Genomic DNA, 14,891 nt, shown 5'->3' with positions numbered 1-14,891 from the left:
TCAGTACCCGATACATCGAAATGCTCATAGCTATGGTTTATTCGCTGAGATAAAAAGGTTGAGAAACCCTGAATTTTCAATAAAAAACACTTGATTATATGAGGAGGAAAGTTGAGTTATGGAAGTTTCAGCAAAATTGAAAAAAATACAAGAGGATTTGAAAGAATCTGATAATGAAATGCTTTCGATGCTTCTTGCAAGTATTCTTGAAAGGCAATCTGGAAGGGTACCCCATGTTATTGGCGTTTTAGGCGATGATTTGGTAGGAAAAAGCACAATTATCAATTCTCTGTTGGGTGAGACTGTTATACCAGTTACCAGTATTCCCTCTTTGGCAGAAATTACAATTAGATATGGAAGCGAACGTGTTATTTATGATGGAGATGGGGCTATTATTAATGACGATGATCTACTTCAGAGTGTCGAGGAAAAGGATATTTTATCTATTTCCGTAAATAACGAGTTTTTGAAGGATAATTCGCTTATTATTAAGGAGTATCATGGTGGACTAAGAGAATCAAAGATAAATGATTTGAAGACAATGAATGATTTATACAGATGCGATGCGATTTTCTTGGTTTTGACCGCCCAACATCTATTAAGTGAAACAGAGAGTTCGTTTATAGAGAACTATATAAAGTATGTTGGTGCAAAGCGTCTTTTGCTAATCGTAAATAAACTGGATTTAGTGGTGAACACCGAGGTGGAGCATGTGCTGGATTATATAGAGAAGCAAATTGCTTTAAAATTCAGTGGAGTTGAGTGGACGGTCTCTGGTTGCCCAAAAAACTATGAAGAGATAGTTGATAATTATGTTTCTAGTGATTTTAAGACAAGTGTTAAGATGTTGTTTAGAGAGAATCATGACGCAGATGACACTTCTATTATAAATACACTTAAATATATTAAAGAGCAATTGGAAATACAACATACAGAATTGTTGAGTTTAGAGAAAAAAAGCAAAGTAGAAAGAGACAATGCAATAAAACAAAAAGAGCAACAAATAGAATTAGAGAAAGCGGCAATAGAAAATGCAAAAATTGAATTTCAGAAAAAACGAAATAATACAGTCGAGTTGATTGATGAATATATAAAGGATCAGTTTGTTGACGTATTATCAAAAATAGAGAGTTCCTTTTTGGAAGCACCAAAAAAGTATTTCTGGTATGAAAAAGAATTGGATCCGTTATGGAGAAGTTTAGCTGTTTCGGTATCAAAAAGGGTAGATTGTTATGCGGCATCCGAAATAGGGAAGGATGTTGACTGGTTGAACGGCTTTTTAGAAACAAAATTGGGGGCGGATGCAATGTCGGTCCATGTTTCTGAGAAAAGTATTAAAAGTGATGGCAAGATTGTTCCGTATGAAAAATATAAAAGATATGGACCGATTGGAATTGCCGGTGGTGCGGTTGCTGGATATTGTTTGCTTCGAATGATTGGTGCGGTTATTGGTCTTGGTGGAGGCTTATTAGCATATTCGTATTTGGAACAGAGAGATTTCATGCAAACAGAAGAAATTCAAAAGAAACTTAGTATAAAAATCAAAGATATTTCGTTGAATCTTAGAAAAGTTTCTAAAAGGGAAATTAATAAGATATATGCAGATATATTATCAGAATTTAATAATGAAGCAGCAAGAATATTAGAGGAAAGATATGGCTTTGATTATGACCCACAGGATAAATATATTGAACAAAGACACAGAATTGAACATTTAATAAAAACAATACAGGAGGTTTAAGTTATGCCAATTAGTAGTTATGAGGATATGAAGGAAAAGAAGAGCCAGATTATGTGTTCGTTATATGATGTGGCGGGTATAGTGGATAAACTGAATGAGATGGGATTAGCAATAAATGGAACGGCATTGATAGATCTAAAAAAGAAATTAGAGAGTGATAATTTTAAGGTATTGGTTATTGGAGAATTCAAAAATGGTAAAAGTACATTTATTAATTCATTAATGGGTGAAAAAGTTTTGCCAGCCTATGCAACTCCATGTACGGCAGTTATCAATGAAGTTATTTATGGAAAGGAAAAGAAAGCAACGCTATACTTTAAAAATCCTCTTCCAGAAGAAATTTCAACGGATATTACACCAAGTGCTATGCAACATTTAAAAAAGTATAAAAGTAAAGAAATCCCACCAATTGAGTTGGATGTAAATGATTTGGTGGATTATGTTGCCATTCCAGATCCAACTAAGGATCAGGCGGATGCTATAAAGGAATTACCATACAGTAAGGTTGTTTTAGAATATCCAATAGAGATATGTCATGATGGAATTGAGCTGGTAGATTCTCCTGGCCTTAACGAAAATGGTACAAGAACAAAAGTTACTGAAGAGTATTTAAATCAGGCTGATGCCATTTTGTTTGTTTTTAGATGTCCTAAAATTGCAGGAGATTCTGAAGTGAATTATATAACAGAGCAGATTCAAACAAGAGGTTATAATGATATTTTTTCATTTGTAATGCGATTAATCAGGTGCCAGAAGAGGATCAGGGTAGACTTATTAAATTTGGCAAGAAAAAATTATTACCACTCACTTCATTAGGCGAGAATGGAATTTTTTTTGTGGATGCTTTGTCTGCACTGAAAGCAAAACAAGAAAAAAATAGGGAGTTATTAGCACATACTGGAATGCCGGAATTTGAGAATGCTCTTTCGGAGTATTTGCGTAATAATAAGGGAAAAGCAAAATTAATGCAAATCATTATTCCCTGCAAATCGTTTATTGAGACTTTGAAAAATCAACATATAAAAAGTTATATCGCTGCTCTTGATCAGGATGTAAATACTTTAGAAAAAAAGATTAACGATGCAATGCCTAATCTTGATTTTGCCGAAAACAGAAAAGATTTAGTCGTAAATAGAATAGATTTGAGAATCCAGGAATTAGAGCAAACTATAAGAGATTTGATGAATGCGAAGTATGAGGAGATTATAGGAAAACTTCCTAAATATGTTGAAAACATGGATCTTGAAAATTATATGTCGGCGAATCCGTTTAAGCAGAAACAAACAAAGGATGCGTTAGAAAAAGAGGTGGTATCCAAGTTAGAACAATTTGTTCAGAAGGAAATGGGAACATGGATAAAAATGGAATTAAAAATGGCAATTGATAATAACATTGATAAGTTACAACAGGAGATTGGAGAGGATATTGATATCTTTTATGAGAAACTAGATGAATTTAGAGTTAAATTAAGTGGAGTTGAAAAACCAAAGAATATTTCTGGATTAGAGCGTGTGTCTGCTACAGTGTTAGGTACTATTGCGGGTGGCCCACTGTATGGGGCATTAGGGGCCTCTCTAGGATTAGGCGAAGTTGCAAAGCGTTCTGCAGTAACACTAGGAGCTACATTTACGGGAGGAGTGATATTGGCATTTACACCTGTGGGAATAGCAGCCGCTACTACTGCTACTACCGTTGCGGTTGTTGCGGCAGGAATTCTTCAGTTTGCTACAGGTGGAAAGGCATTAACAAATAAATATAAGAAAAAACTAAAAGAAAGCTTTATTGAAAGCTTAAAAAATGGACGAGAAGATGGATGCAAAGAATATGCAAAGAATATTGCATGTGATGTGCGCGAGAAATTCAATTTAGTAAATGAGGCACTTGATGCTGAAATTCAAATTGAGAAGAGTAAGGTGGAAAGTTTAAGGAAAAACAAGAAAGATACTGTAGAAGAAAGGGCTGAAAAGCTTGCAGCGCTTGCAGACTATGAGGAGCAGTTGAATAGCATAAGCAGTGAACTGAATGCGTTAGGTCAGGCAATTGAATAAACAAGGAGGTACATATGACATTACAGGAACAGATGACGTCGCTGGAAGTTTCAGAGCCAGAAAGAACATCAGTAAAAGAACAGATGCAAAATAAAGAGGCAAATTCAGATCCAACAAAAGGATTGCGTCTTGCAGAACAATTTGTAAAAAAATTTTATTTAGATGATTTGGACAAATACGGTATTACAAAGCCGACAAGAAGAATGGCTGAAATGTCATTAAATGAAAACTTGGCTTTATATAAAATATCGGGGCTTGTCTTTAATAAGGGTGAAAATGTACTGGACAGGTTAAACAATGTATACAGTGCCATGCATGGATTGAACTTGTCTATTGTGTTTATGCTTCATAGTAATGGAAAGAATGTTGATTTTTACATCGGAACGAAGACCGTCAATGGTAATTTTTCTGATAACGATGACTTGACAAAAGCTTTTGAAAAGGTTTTTGTGGGAAACTTTCCGGGAAGTGAGATTTCGGCTGTTAAACCGTGTGAATATAACGGAATGTTACAAGAAATTTTACCTGAAGATGGGAAAAATGCTGTTTCTTCATTAACTAGTTTGCCGGCATTGAAAGACGATGATGTTCAGAATGAACAATATGTGCAGGGAATTGAGAAATTTATAGATGCTATGCAAGGAGAAAAATATTCGTTAATCATTATTTCAGATCCTGTGTCAGGTGGACAAATTGAGAAAATGAAGCAGGGATATGAAGAATTATATTCCGAAATAGCTCCTTTATCAGAATATAGCTTAACTCTTGGAGAAAATAAAGGAATCAATATTTCCAATTCAGATATGGAAGGTTACACAGATACTATTGGAAAAAGCGTATCAAAGACACAGAGTTTTACGAAAGGAATAACCTTAACAAAGAGTGAAAGTACGACAAATACTTTTGGTGTGGGAATTGGAATGATGGGAAATATGGGGGCTATGTCATCCGATAGTACAAATGTTTCAAAGAATGTGTTCTCTACACTCAAAAATGCGATGTTTGGCGGACCGGTAGCAATGGCTGCAGTTTCGGGGTTGTCTCAGGCGATTGGGGCGAATTTTGGGTTAAATGTTTCAAGAGCAAAACAAGAAGGGACTTCAAAGGCTAAAAATGAGAGTGAACAAGTAGGCAGTCAAGATACAGAACAAAAATCTCATGCAATAATGTCGCAACAGACAACTCAAAAAGGGGTTACAACAGGAAGTTCGACATCATCAATGGTAAAATATGAAAACAAGCTGGTAAAAGTATTTTTAGAGTGCATTGATGATCATCTTAAACGCCTTAAAGAGTGTGAAAATTATGGTATGTGGTCTAGTGCGGCATACTTTATAAGTCCATCAAGAGAGACATCAATTATTTCTGCAAGCACCTATAAAGGAATTATTAATGGTGAAGGAACATCGTTAGAAGCTACTAGCATAAATACTTGGTTTAACGATGATAAAACCAAGTTCATTAATCAATATTTGCGTTATTTTGCGCATCCAAGATTTTATGACGAAGATTATTTGTCAGATTTTTCTGCTGCGACCGATATTACGCCATCAACTATGCTGAGTACGAAGGAATTATCTGTACAATGCAATGTGCCCTATAAGTCAATTCCTGGTGTGTATGTCAGGGAAATGGTGGGATTTGGACGAAATGTATTTGATAATGAAGATGATGACAAATTACATATTGGTCAAATATATCATATGGGTAAAGTGTACGAAGACCATGATGTTAATCTACAATTGAGTAGACTGCGGGAACATACTTTTATTACTGGATCTACGGGATCAGGAAAGTCCAATACTACATATGAAATTATAGCAAGATTAAACGGATTAGAAGAGAGAGGAAAACTTACCGGAAAATCATTGAAAAAAACAGTGCCAACACTTGTGATTGAGCCAGCTAAAGGGGAGTATAAGCAGATTTTTGGTAATAGTTTTAATGTTTTTGGAACGCATCCAGATTGTACGGAATTGTTACGAATTAATCCATTTAAGTTTGACAAAAAAATACATGTATTAGAACATATCGATAGATTAATTGATATTTTTAATGTGTGTTGGCCAATGTATGCAGCCATGCCTGCGGTATTGAAAGAAGCTGTTGAGGATGCATATCAAAGATGTGGGTGGGACTTAAATATGTCGGCAAATTCCAGTGGTTATGATATATATCCTAATTTTGGAGATTTGTTAATTTCGTTGAGAAATGTAATTAAATCTTCAGATTACTCACAGGAAGTTAAAGACAATTACACAGGTTCATTAATAACAAGAGTAAAATCCTTAGCAAATGGATTAAATGGACAGATATTCACTTCAAATGAGATTGATAATCATCGTTTGTTTGAAGAGAGCACGATTATTGATTTAAGTCGGGTGGGTTCAAGTGAAACAAAATCAATGATAATGGGTATCATAGTAATGAGACTTCAAGAGAGAAGAATGGCACAAGGTGGAATTAATAGAGATTTGCAGCATGTTACCATTTTGGAGGAAGCGCATAATCTTTTGAAAAAAACATCCACGGAACAATCAATTGAAGGGGGAAATTTACAAGGAAAATCTGTTGAAATGATATCAAATGCAATTGCTGAGATGCGGACATACGGCGAAGGATTTATTATCGTTGATCAGGCTCCGGGGTTATTGGATATGTCAGCTATTAGAAATACTAACACAAAAATCATATTGCATCTTCCGGATATGAGTGATAGAGAATTAGTTGGAAGGGCTGCCGGTCTTACTGATGATCAATTAATAGAATTGGCAAAGCTTCCATCAGGTGTTGCTGCAATATATCAAAATAAGTGGGTGGAACCTGTATTATGTAATATCGACTATTATAATGTTTCTCCAACAGAGTATGGATATTCACCTCAACAGAGAAAAGATATTCTAGGGAATTCCGTTATCAGAACAAAAGTTGCTTTGCACTTGGTGTCTATATTGTCGGGTAAAGCAGATAATGTTGATGTGGAGAGATTGAAAGAATGGCTTATTGCATCTGATATTGCTTCTACAACAAAACTTGATGCTCTAAGAATATTTAACTCTAAGAATCTTATAAAGAAGGCGCAGGTGGAAAAGGTAATAGCAAATCTTGTGGATGGTGATTGTAGGGCATTTGAAATAGCAAAGGACACTGATTCTGTCGAAGAATGGAATGCAACACTTATTCAGAATCTTGATATGGATTCATCTGATGTTGATGATGCAGATGTTGAAAATATATTAGAATGTCTTATTCACCATAGGAGTTTAGAGCATGCTTCTGACGAGGAAAATTTTCTTAAATGGATGAATTATATGGGAAGGAGGGGATTATAATGGCATTTGCAGAAGTTGGAAAAGTGATGCTAGAAGCTGTGAAGGATGTAACGAAGGAAGCAGGAGAGAAGGTTGCGGAAACAGCAAAAGAGATACTTGGTAAAGGCGAATCTATTTTCCCGGATTTTTTTGAGAGTCTGAAAAATGAAACTAAACAAAGCATTTTTAACGATTTGGATTCGATGAAAAATGAGATGGGGAAGACATATGGTGAAATTAAAGAGAATAAACCTCCAAATTCTCCCAATATTGCAAAATGGTTTGACAAGGGTGGTAGTATAAAAATAGAAGAGGTAGAGGGAAAGCAAGTTTGGACATACATTGATAATATTGGAAGGGAAGTTAAGTACATTGATGGCTACCCTATTTTCCCTCCTGAGGCAAAACATCCGGTTATTAACGACATAGACATTGGACAGTTCAGTGGAGACAGAGCTGAAGACAAAAGAGTATATCTTGAAAAATTACAGGAACAGTATGGACTGACGGAAATGCCGGATGGGTATGATCTTCATCATGATTCTAAAAATGGAAATATGCAACTTGTAAAGACAGACTGGCACAAAGAATTTACACATGCAGGTGGTCACAGCCTATTTAAGGAGGTATAGAAATGCTGATTTCAAAATTTGGAACAATTAGTACGGAGACAATATCAGAGTTTGAAGATGTTTGTGGAGTAAAGCTACCAACGCAATACAGATCGTTTCTTGAAAAATATAATGGTGGTGAGACGCCAAATACCAACTTTAACATAAGTGGTATTAGCTCTGATTTAAAAGGGTTGTACGGTATCGGGAAAGTGAAGTTTTCTTTAAATGCAGTTTGTGTTGAGGATGTTCAAGGTACATTATATTTACCAATTGGAATGGACTCGTTTGGAAATGACATCTTGATTGGGTTAAATGATGGCACAATTGTTTTCAAAGAACATGAAAATGGAAGATGCAAAAAAATAGCTACTTCATTAGAAGATTTTTTTGCTGGATGTGAGAGTAAGCTAATAAATAAATCCGCCATAAAAAGCGTTGAAGAAAGAGAAAAAGACCTTATTGCACAAGGCCGTGGCGCAATTATTTCAGATGCATTAAGAGATATGTGGAGAGTGGAAATAAATAAGTATGGTTCATTGTCACAGGAAGAGGTTGTGTTATAAAAATATACCAGTAAGGATTATGTAAAAGATAATGTACCGGCAATCGTTGAAACAATTGAAAAAATGGTTTCCAAAAACGGAGATAAAATCAATCCAAAGGATGTCGTGAAAAAATTGTCAAAACACTAGGTAAAATGGGAATAGTAGCATGTTGGCTGCTATTCCCATTGTTTATTTTTCACCAAAATTCAATAGCCGAATGTACAAAGTGCACCAGGCCAGCAAGATTTTTAACTTGAAAAATTGTCTGGGTTGGTGAATTTACCCTCCAAAATTTGGCGCTTTTGCCTATAGTTATTCTAAAAGTCGTATCATATAATACAACATACGAAAGAAAAAAATGTATAGGGATAAGGGAGGAAAAACGATGGCGAAAGCGTACGAAGAATTGGAACTCAAAGACGATTTTATGTTCAGCGTGATCATGCGCGATCCGAAATATGTAAAACCGTTTCTAGAAACGATCCTAAGGATCAAGATCGCAAAGATCGAATATCCGGAGGTGCAGAAAAACATTGACATTGCAGCGGGTGCCAAGGGAATCCGCCTCAATGTGTATGTCGAGGATGAAAACCGCTGCAGTGAAGATACAGCATTGACATTAAACGATGGCATCGTTAAGATAATCTTAAACACAAAAGGGACTTTGGATGATGTAAGTCCTGAAATGAAACGATTGTTGGATTATGTTGACGGAAAAGGCGTATCGGATACCTTCACAAGAGATTTGGAGGAGGCGGTACAGTCCGCCCGTCAAAATGAGAAATGGAGGTTGGATTATATGACATTACAGCAGGAATATAGAGAACGCTTCCAGGAGGGTAAGGCCGAAGGCATTAAAGAAGGTAAGATTGAAGGGAAAATTGAGACCTTATATGAGGAACTTCATATGACTGTGGTTGAGATCGCAGAGAAATTAGCGATTTCGGAAGAAGAGGTGCAAAAGATTGTAGATGCCTTGTAAGTCCTACCTATATAAACCGTCGCCACAGAAAATGAAGCATGTGCATGCGGTTTTGCAAATGATGAGCATAATGACAGGAGATCATCGATTTGAGGATGCATATAATGATGCGATACAGAAGGAGGAGTTGAATATGTGTGAGGTATTGGATAGAGTAGAGAAAAAAGGATATGATGCTGGAAGAATTGCCGGCAAAATAGACGCGTTCTATCATGAATTAGGTATGTCTGTCTCTGAGATTGCAGAGAAACTGACTATGACAGAGAGTGAAGTGCAGAAAATTCTTGATGAATCGGAATAATTCAGAAGGGAGATGCCCCTATTAAGTGGACATGTGAAAAAGGAATCAAATCCTATAAAGTAGACGCTGGTTAAAGGCAATAAATTAATAAAAATGGACACATGAGTATTTCTAAGAACAAGGGCATCTGATACAATAAGATCAAGATTGGAGAGGATGCAATGAAAGAATATACTGCATAAGAAATGAAACTGTTAAAAGCAAATCCATATACGTTCAAGGTAACTAAGAATAAATTGTATTTTACAATCAAATTTAAGGAAGCTTTTGGACTGCATATTATGATAAGAAAACGAAACAGCATGAATGTATGATAGAACCATATCATGCTAGAGTGTTCCGAAACGAGCAAAGCATAAAACGGCACAAATGAATGATTATAAAACAAATCATATTGACAATTGACGTATGAGATGATATATTTATATATATACAAATAATCTAACAAGTTCTTTTGCTCTTATGTTCTAAAACGAGAAGTGTGTATATGTTGGACAGATTTACTAGCATGGATTTGTATCCTTTATAGGTGCAGATTCCTGCCATAGGCGCAGTTTTGGTATAGTAAATCAAGGGTTGTATCCTTAAGAGAGGAAGAACTTGTTGCCAACAGGGAAAGGTAGGGAACATGGGAGAGAAAGACATTGCGGAGAAGGTACTGGAGGATTACAATGACGTTTTTGCGGATATAGTGAATGTGTTATTGTTTCAGGGAGAACAGATCGTAAAGCCGGAGCAATTGGAGGATAAAACATTACGGTCTTCTTATAAGGCAGATGGTAAATTACGCGAAATAGTGAGAGATGTCGGAAAGAATTGGAATCAGGACACCATACGCATCGCCTGTTTGGGGATTGAAAATCAGACAGATTCTGATGCGGATATGCCATTGAGAGTTATTTCGTATGATGGAGCAGAATATCGTGCTCAGTTAATTAGAGATATATCTTCACAGGATGGTGGAGATGATGATATAATATCTACCAAGAAGAGGCGTGATATAAAGCGTTATCCGGTTGTGACATTGGTGCTGTATTTTGGCTATGAGAAACCTTGGAGTTCCTCGAAGAGTCTTTTGGATCGACTAACTGTTTCAGATGCATTGAAACCATATGTGCAGGACTATCGGATCAATGTATTTGAAATCGCATATCTTACGCCGGAACAGGTAAAACTATTTCAGAGTGATTTTCGCATTGTAGCGGATTATTTTGTGCAGAAACGGTTAAATCATGAATATAAACCATCGCCACAGAAAATGAAGCATGTGCATGCAGTTTTGCAAATGATGAGCATAATGACGGGCGATCATCGATTTGAGGATGCATATAATGATGCGATACAGAAGGAGGAGTTGAATATGTGTGAGGTATTGGATAGAGTAGAGAAAAAAGGATATGATGCTGGAAGAATTGCCGGCAAAATTGCCGGCAAAATAGATGTGTTCTATCATGAACTAGGTATGTCCGTATCTGAGATTGCAGAGAAACTGAGCATAACAGAGAGCGAAGTGCAGAAAATTCTTGATGAATCGGAATAATTCAGAAGACTTTGAAAGAACATTATATTAATGCTTTGTAAGATAAACAGTCCTTTTATGATGTTTCATACTGGGGCTGTTTTTTGTTGTTCAAATTAAGCTGATAATCGCACGTGACAACAAAATAAATTTTTTCAATCGCCTGAAAGTTATAATATCCCTTAAAAGGGTAATATTGCTGTTTGCATGCAAATTCCTGGAAAATTAAGATGTAGAAAAAAGAAACAAGGTAGTGACGTGCACTATCTAGATAAGGAAATTTGATCCAATAGACAAATTAGTTTCTAAAATTACGACATCTAAAAAAACAACAATCCGTTTCGGTGCAAAAGGAAACGGAACGAGAACGCACATATTGAGCACTTCCGAGAAAAGTAATGTAGCTATGAGGGTTGAGAAATGTTGAATATTTCTGTATAATGGATTTAAAATATGTACGTTATGTCGATCTCGTAAATTAGGAAACATGAATATCGAGCAATGCCTAGTGATTATTACATTAACAAAGGAGAGGTGGGTAATATGAAGAAGAATACTAAGCAAACAAAAGATGACAAAATGAAAAAGCCAAAGCAGCATCCAAAGCAAAAGGGATTTCGAATGGGACTGCGAGCAAAGATATTGGGGATATCGTTGCCAATTACCATCATTATGGTTATTGCAATGATCGCCATTGCTTACAGTGTTTCGGAGAAAGACATCATGAAATCTTCACAGAGCTTGCTGCGAACATCAGCAAAAGATCAAGGAAATCAGATCGAGGCGTGGTTGAATCGTAAACTGGACGAAGTTAAAACAGTAAAGTACGATTTAGAACATTCCGGTGCAGTGAAGGATCAAAAGTTGTTACAGAAGAAATTAAACGATTATTATGCGTTGGATGCTTCTTTTGCTGGTGGTTTTTATGTGACGGACACAGCAGGAACTGTCATGAAAGCTGATGACAATACGACACAGATCAATAATGCAAAAGATCAGATATGGTATCAAAAAGGGCTAACCAGAATGAATCCGGGTTATACGCCTGTTTTTGAGGATGATGAGAATCATATGATGATCAGTGCATGTGGCATGTTGGACGATGCAACGAACATTCGTGTATTGTCAACAAACTTGTCTCTTGATTCGATAAATATTATTGTCAATTCCAGTGTATCCATGCAAGGGGCTGAGTCGTTGCTTGTAGACAAAAGTACAGATGATATTCTTGCATCGCGTGAATCAGAATTGATCGCAACATCCTTAAAAGATACGTCCAATGGTTTTCTTAAAAATGTTGCAGATAAAATTAACAAAGACGACGAGTCGGTGACAACAATACGTGATAAAGTAGTTGTTACGCGCGAAATTGCAGGAACAGATTGGGTCCTTGTTTCCTATGTGCCAACCAGTTTAATTACTTCTGAAGTAGATAATTTGAGAACGATATTGATTGGAGTTGCAATTATTGGTCTGCTGGTATTTACGCTGCTTAATACAATAGGCGTGTCACTTACGGTGAAACCATTGCGAATACTCAGTCACAAGATCAAGGCGATGTCAAATGGTGATTTTACAATACAGATCGAAGCGAAAGGCACTGACGAGATTGCTCAGATCCAACAGAGTGTTAAGATATTTACAGAATATATGCGTGAAATGATCTGTAAAATTAATGCTGTATCAGATAGTATTAGAAACCAAGCTGATAGCAGCAGTGTTGTGTCAGTGAGTATGCAGGATGCTTCGAATGCGCAAGCAGCTTCTATGGCGGCTTTGAGTGAGACGGTTGAGCAGATTTCGGAGTCGATCAATGAAATCGCCGAGAGCGCAACAGATCTTAGCGGTGTTGTTTCTGATGTGTCTCGGGATAGCGAACAGGTGAAATCGCAGATCGATAGTACTGTCGGCATTGCACGTAAAGGTCGGAGTGATATGGAGTTGGTAGGTACTGCTATGGACGAGATACGTGATTCTATGTCGTTACTGGTAGATGCTATTCGTAAAGTGGGAGAAGCCTCCAAAGAGATTACAGGAATTACAAGCTTGATCGCGAATATTTCAGAAGAAACCTCACTGTTGTCGTTAAATGCTTCTATTGAGGCTGCGAGAGCCGGAGAGGCTGGAAAGGGATTCTCTGTGGTAGCCACAGAGATCAGCAAACTTGCACAAAACACAGCATCCTCCGTGGAAGAGATTTCACAGTTGATAGACCAGGTGGACGGTCTGGTTGATGATGCTGTAAATCAAGCGAATGTCAGCGTACAAAATATTGGTGAGAGTGGTGGCCGCATACGTGTGGCACAAGAGACATTTGAGCAGATTTATACATGCATTGAGGACATGAAAAATGGTATCAATAATATGATCACGCAGATCGCTGCTGTAAATAATGTTGCTATGGATGTATCAGCAATCTCAGAGGAGCAGGCTGCTTCGACTACCGTGATCAGTGAGACTTCGGATGCTATGGTTGATCAGGCTAACAATTTAGCAGACCAGAGTGAGCAGGTGGCAGACAGCTCGAAAGTTTTGACGAACACTTCAGAGCAGCTTGCAGAGCAGATGGGTAGATTTCAGATATAAGGAACGTTGTTTAGATACTATACTATGTGATAAGTATAAAGAAAAAGTGCAAATAAGTTTTTAGGGTAAGCATGACGGCACTGGTGTGGTGCTGTATGCGGAAATGGAGAGGATTATGACAAAAAAAATAATGTTATATTGTTTGGCTGTCATGTGCTGTGTATTGACAGTCGGCTGTTCGGGAAAAAAAGAAGATGGTCAGGGCTCCGGCAAAGACCTTAAGATCATGTTCACTGTATCTGATGGTTCTGACACATTTCGTGCCACACTCGCAGAGGCAGCCAAAAATGCAGCGGAAGAAGCCGGTTATACAATAGATATTCAGGATGCAGCGGGTTCTTCGGAGACACAGATGAACCAGATTAAGAATGCAAAGGACGCGGATGTGATCATATGTGCGTTGTGTGATGCCGGAACGGCGCAGCAAATGGAAGCATTGGCGGGAGACAAACCGATTGTATTTATTAACAGTTGTCCGGAAGAAGAATACCTGCAAAAAAATAAATATGTCTATGTTGGATCTGACGAAGCGGTGGCCGGTAATCTTCAGGCAGAATATGTCCTTAATAAATATGCGTCCAAGGACTCCTTAAATATCGTACTCATCAAGGGAGAGAGTACGCATTCAGCAACAAAGGGACGTACCAAAGCAAATAAAGCAACATTAGAGGCATCTGGTAAAACCATTCATTATGTATATGAGGATTATGCGGATTGGAGTACAGAAACCGCAGCCAAAATGTTTCATCAGTTTTTACAGACCGGACAGCCGGTTGATGCCGTTATATGTAACAATGATTCGATGGCAGTAGGTGTTGCACAGGAAGTCCAGAAAGCTAAAATAGATACAAACACATTACCTATTCTTGGTGTTGATGCAACAGCTGATGGTTTAGATCTGATTTCGCAGGGCGCCATGGCATGTACAATTTTTCAGCCGGCGAAAGGGCAGGGAGAAGCAGCGGTCAAAGCAGCAGAAAAACTTGCTTCCGGACAATCTATCGAGTCGCTTGATGGAGCGGAACATAATGGCCTGTTTGTATGGGTGCCATTTGAACAGGTTACGGCAGAGAATTTATCGCAATATCAGTAACTCAAACGTTATGTCACGTTACTTATTCAAACGTTGCACGTTAAGATTATTGTGTCGTCACATACATTTTACATAAATTATACAGTTGTGTGCTCGTAGATTTTACGCACCTTGGTTACAATATTTGCAAACATATAAAGAAATGCAAATG

The 14,891-nt window shown here is 37.2% G+C and carries 11 protein-coding genes; all 11 read left to right on the top strand.

Annotated elements, in window-relative coordinates:
- Positions 1–118 precede the first annotated feature (118 nt).
- The 11 genes from DW981_RS03325 to DW981_RS03275 all read left to right on the top strand — a co-directional run bounded on the left by DW981_RS03325 (position 119) and on the right by DW981_RS03275 (position 14,740).
- The gene (locus DW981_RS03325; RefSeq protein ID WP_118506771.1) at positions 119–1,741 is read left to right on the top strand and encodes a hypothetical protein; all 1,623 of its coding nucleotides are present in this window, start codon (positions 119–121) and stop codon (positions 1,739–1,741) included.
- Between the two features lie 3 nt (positions 1,742–1,744).
- The gene (locus tag DW981_RS03320; protein ID WP_118506770.1) at positions 1,745–2,557 is read left to right on the top strand and encodes a dynamin family protein; all 813 of its coding nucleotides are present in this window, start codon (positions 1,745–1,747) and stop codon (positions 2,555–2,557) included.
- A complete protein-coding gene (locus tag DW981_RS03315; protein WP_147352598.1) occupies positions 2,488–3,789 on the top strand; it encodes a hypothetical protein in 1,302 nt (433 codons plus the stop codon). Before DW981_RS03320 ends, DW981_RS03315 begins: the two co-directional genes overlap by 70 nt.
- A gap of 14 nt (positions 3,790–3,803) precedes the next feature.
- Positions 3,804–7,121, top strand: a complete 3,318-nt coding sequence (locus DW981_RS15550) for a DUF87 domain-containing protein (protein WP_118506768.1) — start codon at positions 3,804–3,806, stop codon at positions 7,119–7,121.
- Positions 7,121–7,732 (top strand): HNH endonuclease, encoded by a 612-nt coding sequence (locus DW981_RS03305; RefSeq protein WP_182434112.1) that lies wholly within the window; start codon positions 7,121–7,123, stop codon positions 7,730–7,732. Before DW981_RS15550 ends, DW981_RS03305 begins: the two co-directional genes overlap by 1 nt.
- Positions 7,733–7,734: 2 nt before the next feature.
- Complete coding sequence (locus DW981_RS03300) at positions 7,735–8,277, top strand: SMI1/KNR4 family protein (protein ID WP_118506766.1); 543 nt, start codon at positions 7,735–7,737, stop codon at positions 8,275–8,277.
- 367 nt (positions 8,278–8,644) lie between these two features.
- Positions 8,645–9,241 carry a hypothetical protein gene (locus DW981_RS03295; RefSeq protein ID WP_118506765.1) on the top strand — a complete coding sequence of 199 codons (597 nt, stop codon included), beginning with the start codon at positions 8,645–8,647 and terminating at the stop codon, positions 9,239–9,241.
- Positions 9,242–9,311: 70 nt separating this feature from the next.
- Positions 9,312–9,542, top strand: coding sequence for a hypothetical protein (locus tag DW981_RS03290; protein WP_147352597.1), 231 nt, complete (start codon positions 9,312–9,314; stop codon positions 9,540–9,542).
- 628 nt (positions 9,543–10,170) lie between these two features.
- Positions 10,171–11,082, top strand: a complete 912-nt coding sequence (locus DW981_RS03285) for an Rpn family recombination-promoting nuclease/putative transposase (RefSeq protein ID WP_118506763.1) — start codon at positions 10,171–10,173, stop codon at positions 11,080–11,082.
- A 522-nt stretch (positions 11,083–11,604) separates the two neighbouring features.
- A complete protein-coding gene (locus DW981_RS03280) occupies positions 11,605–13,647 on the top strand; it encodes a methyl-accepting chemotaxis protein (protein WP_182434111.1) in 2,043 nt (680 codons plus the stop codon).
- A gap of 115 nt (positions 13,648–13,762) precedes the next feature.
- On the top strand, positions 13,763–14,740 hold the full coding sequence (locus DW981_RS03275) for a substrate-binding domain-containing protein (protein WP_118506761.1): 978 nt from the start codon (positions 13,763–13,765) through the stop codon (positions 14,738–14,740).
- Positions 14,741–14,891: the final 151 nt, after the last annotated feature.

The sequence above is a fragment of the Clostridium sp. AM49-4BH genome, assembly GCF_003478335.1.
Classification (GTDB): domain Bacteria; phylum Bacillota; class Clostridia; order Lachnospirales; family Lachnospiraceae; genus Butyribacter.
Note: the sequence above shows the minus strand (reverse complement) of the source record. Positions and strands in the feature narration are given on the sequence as shown.